Here is a 16,709-nt window from a genome sequence, read left to right as displayed (position 1 = left end):
AAACGCAGACCGTCTTCCATTGCGATGGTCTTGATCAGAGTGACAGTCATCTGGATGTTGTCACCTGGCATTACCATTTCAACGCCTTCCGGCAGTTCGCAGTTACCGGTCACGTCAGTGGTACGGAAGTAGAACTGAGGACGGTAGCCTTTGAAGAACGGAGTGTGACGGCCGCCTTCTTCCTTCGACAGGACGTAGACTTCTGCGGTGAACTTGGTGTGCGGCTTGACCGAACCTGGCTTGACCAGAACCTGGCCACGCTCAACGTCGTCACGCTTGGTACCACGCAGCAGAACGCCGCAGTTCTCGCCAGCACGACCTTCGTCCAGCAGCTTGCGGAACATCTCAACACCGGTGCAGGTGGTGGTGGTGGTGTCACGCAGACCAACGATTTCCAGGGCGTCTTGAACGCGGACGATACCACGTTCGATACGACCGGTAACAACGGTACCACGACCCGAGATCGAGAATACGTCTTCGATTGGCATCAGGAACGGCTGGTCGATGGCACGAACTGGCTCTGGAATGTAGCTGTCCAGGGTTTCTACCAGCTTCTTGACAGCGGTAGTGCCCATTTCGTTGTCGTCTTTGCCTTCCAGGGCCATACGAGCCGAACCGATGATGATCGGGGTGTCGTCGCCTGGGAAGTCGTAGGTGGACAGCAGGTCGCGAACTTCCATCTCGACCAGTTCCAGCAGCTCGGCGTCGTCTACCAGGTCAGCCTTGTTCAGGAAGACCACGATGTACGGAACGCCAACCTGACGGGACAGCAGGATGTGCTCACGGGTTTGTGGCATCGGACCATCGGCGGCCGAGCAAACCAGGATCGCGCCGTCCATCTGGGCAGCACCGGTGATCATGTTCTTCACGTAGTCAGCGTGACCTGGGCAGTCAACGTGAGCGTAGTGACGAATGGTCGAGTTGTACTCAACGTGAGCGGTGTTGATGGTGATACCGCGCGCTTTTTCTTCCGGAGCCGAGTCGATCTTGTCGAACTCAACGATTGCCGAACCGAAAACTTCGGAGCAAACGCGAGTCAGAGCTGCGGTCAGAGTGGTTTTACCGTGGTCAACGTGACCGATGGTGCCAACGTTGACGTGCGGGAGGGAACGATCAAATTTTTCTTTAGCCACGACAGTGAACTCCTAGCCTAAAGGGGCTGAATCAGCCTTGTTTTTTAATGAGAGCTTCGACGATGTTCGACGGAGCTTCAGCGTACTTCGAGAATTCCATGGAGTAGCTTGCGCGACCCTGAGACATGGAACGAACGTCGGTTGCGTAACCGAACATCTCGCCCAGCGGAACCTCAGCGCGGACGACGCGGCCAGAGACCGACTCATCCATACCCTGGACCAGACCACGACGACGGTTCAGGTCACCCATCACGTCACCCAGGTAGTCTTCCGGGGTTACAACTTCGACCTTCATGATCGGCTCGAGAACCACGCCACCGCCCTTCTGGGCCAGTTGCTTGGTTGCCATCGAAGCAGCGATTTTGAACGCCATTTCGTTGGAGTCGACGTCGTGGTACGAACCGTCGAATACCGTGGCCTTCAGGCCGATCAGAGGATAACCGGCAACAACGCCGTTTTTCATCTGCTCTTCGATACCCTTCTGGATCGGAGCGATGAATTCCTTAGGAATCACACCGCCAACGACTTCGTTGGAGAACACCAGACCTTCGGTGATGTTGCCCTTGTCGTCCTGATCTGGCTCCGAGAAACGGATCCAGCAGTGACCGAACTGACCACGACCACCCGACTGACGAACGAATTTGCCTTCGATCTCAACGCCGGATTTGGTGATCTTCTCACGGTACGAAACCTGAGGCTTACCGATGTTGGCTTCGACGTTGAACTCGCGCTTCATGCGGTCAACGAGGATGTCCAGGTGCAGCTCACCCATACCGGAGATGATGGTCTGGCCGGTTTCTTCGTCGGTCTTGACGCGGAACGACGGGTCTTCCTGGGCCAGCTTGCCCAGAGCGATACCCATCTTCTCCTGGTCAGCCTTGGTTTTCGGCTCGACGGAGAGCGAAATTACCGGCTCAGGGAAGTCCATACGCTCAAGGATGATTGGCTTGTCGATGTTGCACAGGGTTTCGCCGGTGGTCACATCTTTCATGCCGATCAGGGCCGCGATGTCGCCAGCGCGTACTTCCTTGATCTCTTCACGCTGGTTGGCGTGCATCTGCACCATACGACCAACGCGCTCTTTCTTGCCCTTGACCGAGTTGATGACCGAGTCACCGGAGGCCAGAACACCCGAGTAGACGCGAACGAAGGTCAGAGTACCCACGAACGGGTCAGTCGCGATCTTGAACGCCAGAGCCGAGAACGGCTCGTTGTCGTCTGCGTGACGCTCGTCCTTACGAACAGCCGGATCTTCTTTGTCCAGCTCTTTGTCGTCCGGGTTGATGCCCTGGATTGCAGGGATCTCGGTCGGAGCAGGCAGGTAGTCGATGACAGCGTCGAGAACCAGGGGAACGCCCTTGTTCTTGAACGACGAACCGCAGACAGCCGGAACGATCTCGCTGGCCAGGGTGCGCGCACGCAGGCCTGCCTTGATCTCTTCGACGGTCAGCTCACCTTCTTCAAGGTACTTGTTCATCAGCTCTTCGTTGGCTTCGGCAGCAGCTTCCACCATGTTCGCGCGCCATTCTTCGGCCAGCTCGAGCATGTCCGCAGGAATTTCTTCCTCGCGGTAGGTGGTGCCTTTGTCGTCGTCGTTCCAGTAGATAGCCTTCATCTTGATCAGGTCGACCTGACCCTGGAAGTTATCTTCCGAACCGATGGCCAGCTGAACCGGGACCGGGGTGTGACCCAGACGGTTCTTGATCTGACCTACGACGCGCAGGAAGTTGGCACCGGCACGGTCCATCTTGTTCACGTAGACAACACGTGGAACGCCGTACTTGTTGGCTTGACGCCATACGGTTTCGGACTGCGGCTCAACGCCGGAGGTACCGCAGAACACAACGACCGCGCCGTCGAGTACGCGCAGCGAACGCTCAACTTCAATGGTGAAGTCAACGTGGCCGGGGGTATCGATGACGTTTACGCGGTAGTTGTCGTACTGACCAACAGAACCTTTCCAGAAGGTGGTAACGGCAGCGGAGGTAATGGTGATACCGCGCTCCTGTTCCTGCACCATCCAGTCGGTGGTCGCGGCGCCGTCATGCACCTCGCCCATCTTGTGGCTCAGACCTGTGTAGAACAGGATCCGCTCGGTAGTGGTAGTCTTGCCCGCGTCAACGTGCGCGCAGATACCAATGTTACGGTAGCGGTTAATTGCTGTAGTACGAGCCATAAAGCCCTCGCAAAATAATTGATGCTTGAATTAGAAGCGGTAGTGCGAGAACGCTTTGTTGGCTTCGGCCATACGGTGCACGTCTTCACGCTTCTTGACTGCAGCACCTTTGCCTTCGGCAGCATCCAGCAGTTCACCGGCCAGACGCAGGGCCATCGACTTCTCGCCGCGCTTGCGGGCGTAGTCTACGAGCCAGCGCATTGCCAGAGCGTTACGACGGGATGGACGAACTTCAACCGGGACCTGGTAAGTGGCACCGCCGACACGGCGGGACTTGACTTCGACCAGCGGAGCGATGGCGTCGAGAGCTTTCTCGAAGATTTCCAGGGGGTCGCTGTTCTTGCGTGCTTTGACTGCATCCAGGGCACCGTAAACGATGCGCTCGGCCACAGCCTTCTTGCCGCTTTCCATCACGTGGTTCATGAACTTGGCGAGGATCTGCGATCCGTACTTCGGATCGTCCAGGATCTCACGTTTTGCTGCTACACGACGTCTTGGCATGATAAGCCCTCAAACGGTCTTCAGGTTAGCCCGGGACGTGGGTCTTCGACCCCTGCCCGACCTTACTCTTATCGACTCAAAAAAATGGATATGTGCAAACGGCCGATTACTTCGGACGCTTGGTACCGTACTTCGAACGACCCTGGTTACGGCCTTTGACGCCCGAGGTATCCAGAGAGCCGCGAACGGTGTGGTAACGAACACCTGGCAAGTCTTTTACACGGCCGCCACGGATCAGGACGACGCTGTGCTCTTGCAGGTTGTGGCCTTCACCACCGATGTACGAGGAAACCTCGAAACCGTTGGTCAGACGCACACGGCATACTTTACGCAGTGCCGAGTTAGGTTTTTTCGGCGTGGTGGTGTACACGCGGGTGCACACGCCACGACGTTGCGGGCAGTTCTGCAGCGCAGGAACGTCGGACTTCTCGACCGAACGCTTACGCGGCTGACGTACCAGCTGGTTGATAGTTGCCATCTACTAGCTCCACTGATTGTCTTGCGACTCTATTGTCTTGCAAGAAAGCCAAAAATTGGCGAGACGGAGCCTCACCAAATTTAAGGGTACAAAAGTCTAAAGAGGATCTTGCACCCAGTCAAGACGAGGCCCCGGCCCTCCTCGCCCGGTCATCGGCAACAAATCATGTCACCGATGCCCGCTCGAGGCTTGCCGGGGCCCTGCCCTGTACTTAGTTACCGCTGGAATTCAGTGCTTCGGTCAGTGCGGCTTCCACCTCACTGGCGCTCACACGCAGCGGTTTGTCGGCATCACGGCGACGCTTGCGCTCGCTGTGATAGGCCAGACCGGTACCAGCCGGGATCAGACGACCCACGACCACGTTCTCTTTCAGGCCGCGCAGGTAATCACGCTTGCCGGTTACCGCCGCTTCGGTCAGTACACGGGTGGTTTCCTGGAAGGAAGCCGCCGAGATGAACGATTCGGTGGACAGCGAAGCCTTGGTGATACCCAGCAACACACGGGTGAACTTGGAGATGAACTTGTCTTCGCCGGCGAGACGCTCGTTCTCTACCAGGACCTGAGTCAGTTCCATCTGGTCGCCCTTGATGAAGCTGGAATCGCCCGACTCGGAGATCTCGACCTTGCGCAGCATCTGACGCAGGATGGTCTCGATGTGCTTGTCGTTGATCTTCACGCCTTGCAGACGGTAAACGTCCTGGATCTCGTTGACGATGTACTTCGCCAGTGCGCTCACACCCAGCAGACGCAGGATGTCGTGCGGATCGCTCGGGCCGTCGGAGATAACTTCGCCGCGGTTGACCTGTTCGCCTTCGAAGACGTTCAGGTGGCGCCACTTCGGAATCAGCTCTTCGTACGGATCGCTACCGTCGGTCGGAGTGATGACCAGGCGACGCTTGCCCTTGGTCTCTTTACCGAACGCGATGGTGCCGCTGACTTCAGCCAGAATCGAGGCTTCTTTCGGACGACGCGCTTCGAACAGGTCGGCAACGCGTGGCAGACCACCGGTGATGTCACGGGTCTTCGACGTTTCTTGCGGGATACGCGCGATAACGTCACCGACGCCGATCTGGGCACCGTCAGCCACGCCGACGAGGGCGTTGGCCGGCAGGAAGTACTGGGCAGGTACGTCGGTACCTGGCAGGTACAGGTCCTTGCCATTGGCGTCGACCATCTTGATTGCCGGACGGATTTCCTTGCCTGCGGCAGGGCGATCCTTGACGTCCAGGACCTCAATGTTGGTCAAGCCGGTCAGTTCATCGGTCTGACGCTTGATGGTGATGTTTTCTTCCATGCCCACGAAGGTCACGGTACCTTTCAGCTCGGTAACGATCGGGTGGGTGTGCGGGTCCCACTTGGCGACGATGGCGCCAGCTTCGACCTTGTCACCTTCCTTGACCGAAATCACGGCACCGTAAGGCAGCTTGTAACGCTCACGCTCACGACCGAACTCGTCGGCAATCGCCAGCTCGCCGGAACGCGATACGGCAACCAGGTTACCGTCGGCACGCTCAACCTGTTTCAGGTTGTGCAGGCGCACCATACCGCCGTTCTTCACCTGGACGCTGTCGGCAGCCGAAGTACGGCTTGCAGCACCACCGATGTGGAACGTACGCATGGTCAGCTGGGTACCCGGCTCACCGATCGACTGCGCAGCGATAACGCCGACAGCTTCACCGATGTTCACCTGGTGGCCGCGCGCCAGGTCACGACCGTAGCACTTGGCGCAGATGCCGTAGCGGGTTTCGCAGTTGATCGGCGAACGCACGACGACTTCGTCGATGCTGTTCAGCTCGATGAACTCGACCCACTGCTCGTCTACCAGGGTACCGGCCGGAACGATGACGTCCTCGGTGCCTGGCTTGAACACGTCACGGGCGATGACACGACCCAGTACGCGCTCACCCAGCGGCTCGACAACGTCGCCGCCTTCGATGTGCGGGGTCATCAGCAGGCCGTGGTCGGTGCCGCAGTCGATCTCGGTAACCACCAGATCCTGGGCAACGTCTACCAGACGACGAGTCAGGTAACCGGAGTTGGCGGTCTTCAGTGCGGTATCCGCCAGACCCTTACGAGCACCGTGAGTCGAGATGAAGTACTGAAGTACGCTCAAGCCTTCACGGAAGTTCGCGGTGATCGGCGTCTCGATGATCGAGCCGTCCGGCTTGGCCATCAGGCCACGCATACCGGCCAGCTGACGGATCTGGGCAGCGGAACCACGCGCACCGGAGTCGGCCATCATGTACATCGAGTTGAAGGACTCTTGCTCGACTTCCTTGCCCTCGCGGTCGATGACCTTCTCTTTCGAGAGGTTGGCCATCATCGCCTTGGACACTTCGTCGTTCGCCTTGGACCACAAGTCGATGACCTTGTTGTACTTCTCGCCCTGGGTGACCAGGCCGGAGGCGTACTGGCTCTCGATTTCCTTCACTTCGTCGGTAGCGGTACCGATGATGCGGGCTTTCTCGTCCGGGATAACGAAGTCGTTAACGCCGATCGAAACGCCGGAAATGGTCGAGTAGGCAAAACCGGTGTACATCAGCTGGTCAGCGAAGATCACGGTCTCTTTCAGACCCACCACGCGGTAGCACTGGTTGATCAGCTTGGAGATCGCCTTCTTCTTCATCGACTGGTTGACGACGTCGAACGGCAGGCCGGCCGGTACTACCTGGAACAGCAGCGCACGGCCGACGGTGGTGTCGACGATACGGGTGTTCTTGGTGATGCTGCCATCACGGTCTTTCACGGTTTCGTTGATACGAACCTTGATTTTCGCGTGCAGGGCGGCTTCGCCGGCGCGGAATACGCGGTCGACTTCCTGCAGGTCGGCGAATACGCGACCTTCGCCCTTGGCGTTGATGGCCTCACGGGTCATGTAGTACAGACCCAGTACCACGTCCTGCGACGGAACGATGATTGGCTCACCGTTGGCTGGCGACAGGATGTTGTTGGTCGACATCATCAGCGCGCGCGCTTCGAGCTGGGCTTCCAGCGTCAGCGGCACGTGAACGGCCATCTGGTCACCGTCGAAGTCGGCGTTGTACGCGGCGCAGACCAGCGGGTGCAGCTGGATAGCCTTACCTTCGATCAGTACCGGTTCAAAGGCCTGGATACCCAGACGGTGCAGGGTCGGTGCACGGTTGAGCAGCACGGGGTGTTCGCGAATCACTTCAGCAAGAACGTCCCACACCTCCGGCAGCTCGCGCTCGACCATCTTCTTGGCGGCCTTGATGGTGGTCGCCAGACCACGCATTTCCAGCTTGCCGAAAATGAACGGCTTGAACAGCTCGAGGGCCATCTTCTTCGGCAGACCGCACTGGTGCAGACGCAGGGTCGGGCCTACGGTAATTACCGAACGACCGGAGTAGTCCACGCGCTTGCCGAGCAAGTTCTGACGGAAGCGACCTTGCTTACCTTTGATCATGTCGGCCAGGGACTTCAGCGGACGCTTGTTCGAGCCGGTGATGGCGCGACCGCGACGGCCGTTGTCCAGCAGGGCGTCGACCGCTTCCTGCAGCATGCGCTTTTCGTTGCGCACGATGATGTCCGGCGCCGACAGATCGAGCAGGCGCTTCAGACGGTTGTTACGGTTGATCACCCGACGATACAGGTCGTTCAGGTCGGAGGTCGCGAAGCGGCCGCCATCCAGCGGTACCAGCGGACGCAGGTCCGGCGGCAGTACTGGCAGGACGGTCAGGACCATCCACTCAGGCAGGTTGCCCGAGCCCTGGAAAGCTTCCATCAGCTTCAGGCGCTTGGACAGCTTCTTGATCTTGGTTTCCGAGTTGGTCTGCGGAATTTCTTCGCGCAGGCGACCGATCTCGTGCTCCAGGTCGATAGCGTGCAGCAGTTCGCGGACAGCCTCGGCACCCATGCGGGCGTCGAAGTCGTCACCGAACTCTTCCAGCGCTTCGAAGTACTGCTCGTCGTTCAGCAGCTGGCCCTTCTCGAGGGTGGTCATGCCCGGATCGATCACCACGTAGCTCTCGAAGTAGAGCACGCGCTCGATGTCACGCAGGGTCATGTCCATCAGCAGGCCGATACGGGACGGCAGCGACTTCAGGAACCAGATGTGGGCAACCGGCGAGGCCAGTTCGATGTGCGCCATGCGCTCACGACGAACCTTGGCCAGGGCAACTTCAACGCCGCACTTCTCGCAGATCACGCCGCGGTGCTTGAGGCGCTTGTACTTGCCGCACAGGCACTCGTAGTCCTTGACTGGGCCAAAGATCTTGGCGCAGAACAGGCCGTCACGCTCAGGCTTGAACGTACGGTAGTTGATGGTTTCCGGCTTCTTGACTTCACCGAACGACCACGAACGGATCATTTCAGGCGACGCCAGACCGATGCGGATGGCGTCGAACTCTTCGACTTGACCCTGGTTTTTCAGCAAATTCAGTAGGTCTTTCAAGGCCTTTCCTCCTGGCGGAGCAGGGAGTGGGCATTACCTGCCCACTCCCCTCGCGTCACGTGTTATTCGGTTTCCAGATCGATATCGATACCGAGGGAACGGATCTCTTTGATCAACACGTTGAAGGACTCGGGCATGCCCGGCTCCATACGGTGATCGCCATCCACGATGTTCTTGTACATCTTGGTACGGCCGTTCACGTCGTCCGACTTCACTGTGAGCATTTCTTGCAGGGTGTATGCCGCGCCGTATGCTTCCAGCGCCCACACTTCCATCTCCCCGAAACGCTGACCACCGAACTGCGCCTTACCACCCAGCGGCTGCTGGGTAACCAGGCTGTAGGAACCAGTGGAACGCGCGTGCATCTTGTCGTCCACCAAGTGGTTCAGCTTGAGCATGTACATGTAACCAACGGTCACAGGACGCTCGAACTTGTTGCCGGTACGGCCATCGAACAGCACCATCTGGCCGCTCTCTGGCAGGTCGGCCAGCTTCAGCATGGCCTTGATCTCACGCTCCTTGGCACCGTCGAAGACTGGAGTGGCCATAGGCACGCCTTTCTTCAGGTTGTTCGCCAGGGCGATGATCTCTGCGTCGGTGAACTCTTCCAGGTTCTCCTGACGGCCACCGATCTCGTTGTAGATCTCGGTGAGGAAGCCACGGATCTCAGCAGCTTTACGCTGTTCTTCGATCATGCGGTCGATCTTCTCGCCCAGACCTTTGGCCGCGAGGCCCAGGTGGGTTTCAAGGATCTGACCGACGTTCATACGCGAAGGTACGCCCAGCGGGTTCAGTACGACGTCGACCGGAGTACCGTTGGCGTCGTGCGGCATGTCTTCGACCGGCATGATTACCGAGACGACACCCTTGTTACCGTGACGACCGGCCATCTTGTCACCCGGCTGGATGCGACGGCGGATTGCCAGGTAGACCTTGACGATCTTCAGTACGCCCGGAGCCAGGTCATCGCCCTGCTGCAGCTTGCGCTTCTTGTCTTCGAACTTGTCATCCAGCAGGCGACGGCGATCGACGATGTACTGCTGAGCCTTTTCCAGCTGCTCGTTCAGTGCATCTTCGGCCATGCGCAGTTTGAACCACTGGCCGTGCTCCAGACCGTTCAGCACGTCGTCGCTGATCACGGTGCCTTTCTTCAGGCCCGCGCCACCGTCGACCACCTGGCCGTTCAGAGCGGAACGCAGACGCTCGAAGGTCGCGCCTTCGACGATGCGGAACTCTTCGTTGAGGTCCTTGCGGATCTCGTCCAGCTGCATCTTCTCGATGGCCAGGGCGCGGCTGTCGCGCTCGACGCCATCACGGGTGAAGACCTGTACGTCGATGACGGTACCCTTGGTGCCGGTCGGCACGCGCAGGGAGGTGTCTTTGACGTCGCTGGCCTTCTCACCGAAGATCGCACGCAGCAGTTTTTCTTCCGGAGTCAGCTGGGTCTCGCCTTTCGGAGTGACCTTGCCGACCAGGATGTCGCCAGCGCCGACTTCGGCACCCACGTAGACGATACCGGCTTCGTCCAGCTTGTTCAGCGCGGCTTCACCGACGTTCGGGATGTCCGCGGTGATTTCCTCTGGGCCAAGCTTGGTGTCACGCGCCACACAGGTCAGTTCCTGGATGTGGATCGTGGTGAAGCGGTCTTCCTGAACCACACGCTCGGACAGGCAGATGGAGTCTTCGAAGTTGAAGCCGTTCCACGCCATGAACGCGATGCGCATGTTCTGACCCAGTGCCAGCTCACCCATGTCGGTGGACGGACCATCGGCCATGATATCGCTACGCTGGACCTTGTCACCTTTGCTGACCAGCGGACGCTGGTTGATGCAGGTGTTCTGGTTGGAGCGGGTGTACTTGGTCAGGTTGTAGATATCCACACCTGCTTCACCGGTCTCGACTTCATCATCGTTCACGCGAACAACGATACGGCTGGCGTCGACCGAATCGATCACACCACCGCGGCGAGCAACCACGCAGACACCGGAGTCACGGGCGACGTTGCGCTCCATGCCGGTACCTACCAGCGGCTTGTCGGCACGCAGGGTCGGTACAGCCTGACGCTGCATGTTCGAACCCATCAACGCACGGTTGGCGTCGTCGTGCTCGAGGAACGGAATCAGCGACGCAGCGACCGAAACTACCTGCTTCGGCGAAACGTCCATCAGGGTGACGTCTTCCGGCGCCTTGACGGTGAATTCGTTCAGGTGACGAACAGCTACCAGCTCATCGATCAGCTGCTTCTTGTCGTTCATCGCGGCCGAAGCCTGGGCGATCACGTGATCGGCCTCTTCGATGGCGGACAGGAACACGATGTCGTCGCTGACCACGCCTTCCTTCACCACGCGGTACGGGCTTTCGAGGAAGCCGTACTGGTTGGTGCGGGCATAGGCCGCCAGGGAGTTGATCAGACCGATGTTCGGACCTTCAGGGGTCTCGATCGGGCACACGCGGCCGTAGTGGGTCGGGTGTACGTCACGGACTTCGAAGCCAGCACGCTCACGGGTCAGACCGCCAGGGCCGAGTGCGGAGACACGACGCTTGTGGGTGATCTCGGAAAGCGGGTTGTTCTGGTCCATGAACTGGGAAAGCTGGCTGGAACCGAAGAACTCTTTCACCGCCGCCGCAACCGGCTTGGCGTTGATCAGGTCCTGCGGCATCAAGCCTTCGCTTTCAGCCATCGACAGGCGCTCTTTGACCGCGCGCTCAACACGCACCAGGCCAACGCGGAACTGGTTCTCGGCCATCTCGCCGACGCAACGGACGCGACGGTTACCCAGGTGGTCGATGTCGTCGACGATGCCTTTGCCGTTACGGATATCGACCAGGGTCTTGAGGACCTCGACGATGTCTTCCTTGCTCAGCACGCCCGAACCTTCGATCTCGGTGCGACCGATACGACGGTTGAACTTCATGCGGCCAACGGCGGACAGGTCGTAACGCTCGGCGCTGAAGAACAGGTTGTTGAACAGGGTCTCGGCGGCGTCCTTGGTTGGCGGCTCGCCTGGACGCATCATGCGGTAGATCTCGACCAGCGCCTCCAGTTGGTTGCTGGTGGTGTCGATCTTGAGCGTATCGGAGATGAACGGACCGCAGTCGATGTCGTTGGTGTACAGCGTCTCGACGCGAACGACCTGGGCCTTGGCGATCTTCACCAGCAGGTCGGTGGTCAGCTCGGTGTTGCACTCGGCAATGATCTCGCCGGTAGCCGGATGCACGATCGCCTTCGCGGTGGTGCGACCCAGTACGTATTCCAGCGGAACGTCCAGCTCTTTCACGCCAGCCTTTTCCAGCTGGTTGATGTGGCGCGCGGTAATACGGCGGCCTTGCTCGACGATGACCTTGCCGCTGTCGTCATGGATATCCATGACCGCAACTTCACCACGCAGACGCTGAGGCACCAGTTCCAGGCTGAGCTTCTCGCCGGAAAGGTGGAACACGTTGGTGGTGTAGAAGGTGTTCAGAACCTCTTCGGTGCTGTAACCCAGGGCACGCAGCAGTACCGAGGCCGGCAGTTTGCGGCGACGGTCGATACGTACGAACACGCAGTCTTTCGGGTCGAACTCGAAGTCCAACCACGAACCGCGGTAAGGGATGATGCGCGCGGAGTACAGCAGCTTACCGGAGCTGTGCGTCTTGCCACGGTCGTGGTCGAAGAACACACCAGGCGAACGGTGCAACTGGGATACGATCACACGCTCGGTACCGTTGATAACGAAGGTACCGTTTTCAGTCATCAGGGGGATTTCACCCATGTAGACTTCTTGCTCTTTGATGTCCTTGATCGCTTTGTTCGACGATTCCTTGTCGAAGATGATCAGGCGCACCTTCACCCGCAGCGGGACCGCGAAGGTCACACCACGCAGGACACATTCCTTCACATCGAAAGCCGGCTCGCCCAGGCGATAGCCGACGTACTCCAGGGCAGCATTGCCGGAGTAGCTGATGATCGGGAATACCGATTTGAAGGCCGCATGCAGACCGACGTCGCGGAACTGATCCTTGGATGCTCCCGCCTGCAGGAATTCGCGATACGAATCCAGCTGGATGGCCAGGAGGTACGGCACATCCATGACGTCCGGCAACTTGCTAAAGTCCTTGCGGATACGTTTTTTCTCAGTGTATGAGTAAGCCATCAGCATTCCCCAGCTTGGTCACCTGCTTGTTTGGCATCTCCCGGCGGGAGCAGCCAGAAAATCGTGCAAACCCTTTGGTTTGCGCCACCCTCTTGGGTGTCTTGCAGCTCGTTATCGGGGCCGACCTGATCGGCCACCAATAACGGAAAAAGGCCGGTGGCATAAGCCACCAGCCATCAGCCCTTCGCTTGACGCTCGGGCTGGCATCGCAAAGTCGAAATTACTTCAGCTCGACTTTAGCGCCTGCTTCTTCCAGCTTCTTCTTAGCGTCTTCAGCGGCTTCTTTCGAAACGCCTTCAGCTACAACCTGAGGAGCGCCATCGACTTTCTCTTTGGCTTCTTTCAGGCCCAGACCAGTCAGCTCGCGAACGGCCTTGATCACGTTTACTTTCTTCTCGCCGGCTTCAACCAGAACAACGTTGAACTCGGTTTGTTCTTCAACAACGGCAGCGGCAGCAGCTGGGCCGGCAGCGGCAACAGCAGCGGTAACGCCGAAGGTTTCTTCCATTGCTTTGATCAGCTCAACAACTTCCAGAACGGTTTTCTGGCCGATTGCTTCGATGATTTGCTCGTTAGTCAGAGACATGACTTAAATCCTGTATTGGGGTGACAGCCTACGCAGCTATCAAATTAAACGTATGATTTGAAAGAGTTTCCGGTGCCTTAGGCAGCGGTGGCTTCTTTCTGGTCGCGAATGGCTGCCAGGGTACGGGCCAGCTTGCTGGTAGCGCCTTGAATCACGCTCATCAGCTTCGCGATGGCTTCGTCGCGGGTCGGCAGGGTAGCCAACACGTCGATCTGGTTCGCTGCAATGAACTTGCCGTCAAACGCAGCTGCCTTGATCTCGAACTTGTCCTGACCCTTGGCGAACTCTTTGAACAGACGAGCAGCAGCGCCCGGGTGTTCGTTGGAGAAAGCGATCAGGGTCGGGCCAGTGAAGGCGTCGTTGAGGACACTGAATTCAGTGTCGGCAACAGCGCGCTTGAGCAGGGTGTTACGTACGACACGCACGTATACGCCAGCTTCACGAGCCTCTTTACGGAGTCCGGTCATTGCGCCTACAGTCACACCACGGGCATCAGCCACGACAGCGGACAGAGCGACTTTGGCAGCCTCGTTGACTTCAGCGACGATGGCCTTCTTGTCTTCGAGTTTAATTGCCACGGGTAAAACTCCTGCTTGTTACCGTTTCATCTGGCCGAAGCCGGATGTCGTTTTGGTGTCTGATTCGGTAAGGAACCGGGAGCACCATCTGCGTAGGCTGGTTGTTTAAGGCTTGCGCCGCCTACGGTCTTGGATAGCCCCCGCCAGGCAGGGACCCCAATTTTTGCTGCCGGCGAGCTTACACTCGCCGGCACGGTCTTACACGTCCAGCGAGCTCTGATCGATGACCAGACCTGGGCCCATGGTGGTGCTCAGGGTAACGCGCTTGACGTAGATACCTTTCGAGGAAGCCGGCTTGATACGCTTCAGATCAGCGATCAGGGCTTCAACGTTTTCCTTCAGCTTGCCAGCTTCAAAGCCGATCTTGCCAACGGAGGTGTGGATGATACCGTTCTTGTCGGTACGGTAGCGAACCTGACCAGCCTTGGCGTTTTTCACGGCAGTGGCTACGTCTGGGGTAACGGTACCGACTTTCGGGTTAGGCATCAGGCCGCGAGGACCCAGAACCTGACCCAGCTGACCTACAACGCGCATGGCATCAGGCGATGCGATGACGACGTCATAGTTCAGGTCGCCGCCTTTCATTTCGGCAGCCAGATCGTCCATGCCTACACGGTCAGCGCCGGCAGCCAGAGCGGCTTCAGCAGCCGGGCCCTGGGTGAAGACGGCAACGCGTACGGTCTTGCCAGTACCGTGTGGCAGCACAGTAGCGCTACGTACGACCTGGTCGGATTTACGCGGGTCAACACCGAGGTTTACGGCGATGTCGTAGGACTCGACGAACTTGGCAGCAGGCAGCGAGGCCAGCAGAGTTGCCGCTTCTTCGAAGCTGTAGGCCTTGCCTGCTTCGATTTTTTCGGCGATTGCCTTTTGGCGCTTGGTCAGCTTAGCCATTACACACCCTCCACGTTCAGGCCCATGCTGCGGGCAGAGCCAGCGATGGTGCGTACAGCAGCGTCCAGGTCAGCGGCAGTCAGGTCAGCCTGTTTGGCTTTCGCGATGTCTTCCAGCTGAGCGCGGGTAACGGTACCGACTTTAACGGTGTTCGGACGAGCCGAACCACTGGTCAGGCCAGCAGCTTTCTTCAGCAGAACCGAGGCAGGGGTGCTCTTGGTTTCGAAGGTGAAGCTACGGTCACTGTAGACAGTGATGATCACTGGAGTCGGCAGACCTGGCTCTTGACCCTGAGTACGGGCGTTGAAGGCCTTGCAGAATTCCATGATGTTAACACCGTGTTGACCCAGTGCTGGACCAACGGGTGGGCTTGGGTTGGCCTGGCCGGCCTTTACTTGCAGCTTGATGTAAGCCTGAATCTTCTTAGCCATGAGCTACTCCAAAATCGGGTACAAACGCCAGATGGCTCCCCGGATGACTTGCGTTTTATCCCAGTGACGACAAAACCCCGCAGCACATAGGGCTGCGGGGTATGGGATGCTTCGTCCTGCTAGACCTTCTCGACCTGGCCGAACTCGAGCTCCACCGGAGTAGAGCGACCGAAAATGAGCACTGCAACCTGCAGGCGGCTCTTTTCGTAGTTAACTTCTTCGACGGTGCCATTGAAGTCAGCAAACGGACCATCAACGACTCGAACCACTTCACCCGGCTCGAACAACGTCTTCGGCTTCGGCTTGTCACTACCATCGGCAACGCGACGGAGGATGGCCTCGGCCTCTTTATCAGTGATCGGCGCAGGTTTGTCTGCGGTACCACCAATGAAACCCATGACCCGAGGGGTATCCTTGACAAGGTGCCAAGTCCCTTCGTTCATTTCCATCTGGACCAGTACATAGCCAGGGAAGAATTTGCGCTCGCTCTTGCGCTTCTGGCCGTTACGCATTTCAACGACTTCTTCGGTCGGGACCAGGATCTCGCCGAATTCGTCTTCCATGCCAGCCAGCTTGACGCGCTCGATCAGGGAGCGCATCACATGCTTCTCGTAACCCGAGTAAGCATGCACTACGTACCAACGCTTAGCCACGGGACACCCTTAGCCAACAATCAAGGAGACCGCCCAGCCGAGCAGGGAGTCGAGACCCCACAGCAGCAGTGCCATAACCAGAACAACAGCCACGACAATCAGCGTGGTCTGAGTGGTTTCTTGGCGGGTCGGCCACACGACTTTACGGATCTCGGTACGCGCTTCCTTCGCCAGCGTGAAGAACGACTTACCCTTCGCAGTCTGCAAGGCAACGAAGCCTGCAACCGCAGCCAGGGCGAGAAGTGCAAGAACGCGGTACAGGATCGGCGACGCGGAGTAATACTGATTACCCACAACGGCGACAACCACCAAAGCCACTACAGCCAGCCACTTGAACAAGTCGAAACGCGATTCTTGGGCTTCAGTTTTGGGAGTCATCGGGGAGGATCCTGTAAGAAGAAAGCCAATCACACCGAGGTGAATGGCAGGTCAGGAGGGAATCGAACCCCCAACCTACGGTTTTGGAGACCGTCGCTCTGCCAATTGAGCTACTGACCTGTAACGCTGTATCAGGCCGGCCATTATACCGGCCTGATCAAGTAAATCAACTACTTATTCGATAATTTTTGCTACGACACCAGCACCGACGGTACGACCGCCTTCACGGATGGCGAAACGCAGACCGTCTTCCATTGCGATGGTCTTGATCAGAGTGACAGTCATCTGGATGTTGTCACCTGGCATTACCATTTCAACGCCTTCCGGCAGTTCGCAGTTACCGGTCACGTCAGT

12 protein-coding genes, 1 tRNA gene and 1 pseudogene are annotated in these 16,709 nt (G+C 58.3%); all 14 read right to left on the bottom strand.

Annotated features, from left to right (window positions below; translation table 11 throughout):
- A partial coding sequence (tuf, locus tag ABZO33_RS26520) for an elongation factor Tu (RefSeq protein ID WP_414538463.1) occupies positions 1-1,133 on the bottom strand: 1,133 nt, incomplete at its 3' end.
- 31 nt (positions 1,134-1,164) lie between these two features.
- Entirely contained in the window at positions 1,165-3,309 is a 2,145-nt protein-coding gene (gene fusA, locus ABZO33_RS26515; protein WP_414538462.1) for an elongation factor G, read from the bottom strand.
- A 30-nt stretch (positions 3,310-3,339) separates the two neighbouring features.
- On the bottom strand, positions 3,340-3,810 hold the full coding sequence (gene rpsG, locus ABZO33_RS26510) for a 30S ribosomal protein S7 (protein WP_023628750.1): 471 nt from the start codon (positions 3,808-3,810) through the stop codon (positions 3,340-3,342).
- Between the two features lie 106 nt (positions 3,811-3,916).
- On the bottom strand, positions 3,917-4,288 hold the full coding sequence (gene rpsL / locus ABZO33_RS26505; protein WP_003255492.1) for a 30S ribosomal protein S12: 372 nt from the start codon (positions 4,286-4,288) through the stop codon (positions 3,917-3,919).
- A 211-nt stretch (positions 4,289-4,499) separates the two neighbouring features.
- Positions 4,500-8,699, bottom strand: a complete 4,200-nt coding sequence (gene rpoC / locus ABZO33_RS26500) for a DNA-directed RNA polymerase subunit beta' (RefSeq protein ID WP_414538461.1) — start codon at positions 8,697-8,699, stop codon at positions 4,500-4,502.
- 62 nt (positions 8,700-8,761) lie between these two features.
- A complete protein-coding gene (rpoB, locus tag ABZO33_RS26495; protein WP_414538460.1) occupies positions 8,762-12,835 on the bottom strand; it encodes a DNA-directed RNA polymerase subunit beta in 4,074 nt (1,357 codons plus the stop codon).
- A gap of 220 nt (positions 12,836-13,055) precedes the next feature.
- On the bottom strand, positions 13,056-13,421 hold the full coding sequence (gene rplL, locus ABZO33_RS26490; RefSeq protein WP_007957596.1) for a 50S ribosomal protein L7/L12: 366 nt from the start codon (positions 13,419-13,421) through the stop codon (positions 13,056-13,058).
- Between the two features lie 77 nt (positions 13,422-13,498).
- Positions 13,499-13,999 carry a 50S ribosomal protein L10 gene (gene rplJ / locus ABZO33_RS26485; protein WP_023628748.1) on the bottom strand — a complete coding sequence of 167 codons (501 nt, stop codon included), beginning with the start codon at positions 13,997-13,999 and terminating at the stop codon, positions 13,499-13,501.
- Positions 14,000-14,197: 198 nt separating this feature from the next.
- The gene (gene rplA / locus ABZO33_RS26480; protein ID WP_414538459.1) at positions 14,198-14,893 is read right to left on the bottom strand and encodes a 50S ribosomal protein L1; all 696 of its coding nucleotides are present in this window, start codon (positions 14,891-14,893) and stop codon (positions 14,198-14,200) included.
- Positions 14,893-15,324, bottom strand: a complete 432-nt coding sequence (gene rplK / locus ABZO33_RS26475) for a 50S ribosomal protein L11 (protein WP_011531881.1) — start codon at positions 15,322-15,324, stop codon at positions 14,893-14,895. Before rplK ends, rplA begins: the two co-directional genes overlap by 1 nt.
- 119 nt (positions 15,325-15,443) lie before the next feature.
- Positions 15,444-15,977 carry a transcription termination/antitermination protein NusG gene (gene nusG, locus ABZO33_RS26470; protein ID WP_023628746.1) on the bottom strand — a complete coding sequence of 178 codons (534 nt, stop codon included), beginning with the start codon at positions 15,975-15,977 and terminating at the stop codon, positions 15,444-15,446.
- A gap of 9 nt (positions 15,978-15,986) precedes the next feature.
- Complete coding sequence (gene secE / locus ABZO33_RS26465; RefSeq protein ID WP_023628745.1) at positions 15,987-16,355, bottom strand: preprotein translocase subunit SecE; 369 nt, start codon at positions 16,353-16,355, stop codon at positions 15,987-15,989.
- A gap of 44 nt (positions 16,356-16,399) precedes the next feature.
- A tRNA-Trp gene (locus ABZO33_RS26460) sits at positions 16,400-16,475 on the bottom strand.
- A 54-nt stretch (positions 16,476-16,529) separates the two neighbouring features.
- Positions 16,530-16,709: pseudogene (locus ABZO33_RS26455) on the bottom strand (elongation factor Tu); the annotation flags it as partial.

The sequence above is a fragment of the Pseudomonas sp. CAM1A genome (genome assembly GCF_047501685.1).
GTDB lineage: Bacteria > Pseudomonadota > Gammaproteobacteria > Pseudomonadales > Pseudomonadaceae > Aquipseudomonas.
This window is presented reverse-complemented; position numbering and strand designations above follow the sequence as displayed.

Excerpts from the sequence above, each read along its gene's own strand:
- fusA (WP_414538462.1), bottom strand. The coding sequence starts at position 3,309 with ATGGCTCGTACTACAGCAATTAACCGCTACCGTAACATTGGTATCTGC.
- rpsG (WP_023628750.1), bottom strand. The coding sequence starts at position 3,810 with ATGCCAAGACGTCGTGTAGCAGCAAAACGTGAGATCCTGGACGATCCG.
- rpsL (WP_003255492.1), bottom strand. The coding sequence starts at position 4,288 with ATGGCAACTATCAACCAGCTGGTACGTCAGCCGCGTAAGCGTTCGGTC.
- rpoB (WP_414538460.1), bottom strand. The coding sequence starts at position 12,835 with ATGGCTTACTCATACACTGAGAAAAAACGTATCCGCAAGGACTTTAGC.
- rplL (WP_007957596.1), bottom strand. The coding sequence starts at position 13,421 with ATGTCTCTGACTAACGAGCAAATCATCGAAGCAATCGGCCAGAAAACC.
- rplA (WP_414538459.1), bottom strand. The coding sequence starts at position 14,893 with ATGGCTAAGCTGACCAAGCGCCAAAAGGCAATCGCCGAAAAAATCGAA.
- rplK (WP_011531881.1), bottom strand. The coding sequence starts at position 15,324 with ATGGCTAAGAAGATTCAGGCTTACATCAAGCTGCAAGTAAAGGCCGGC.
- secE (WP_023628745.1), bottom strand. The coding sequence starts at position 16,355 with ATGACTCCCAAAACTGAAGCCCAAGAATCGCGTTTCGACTTGTTCAAG.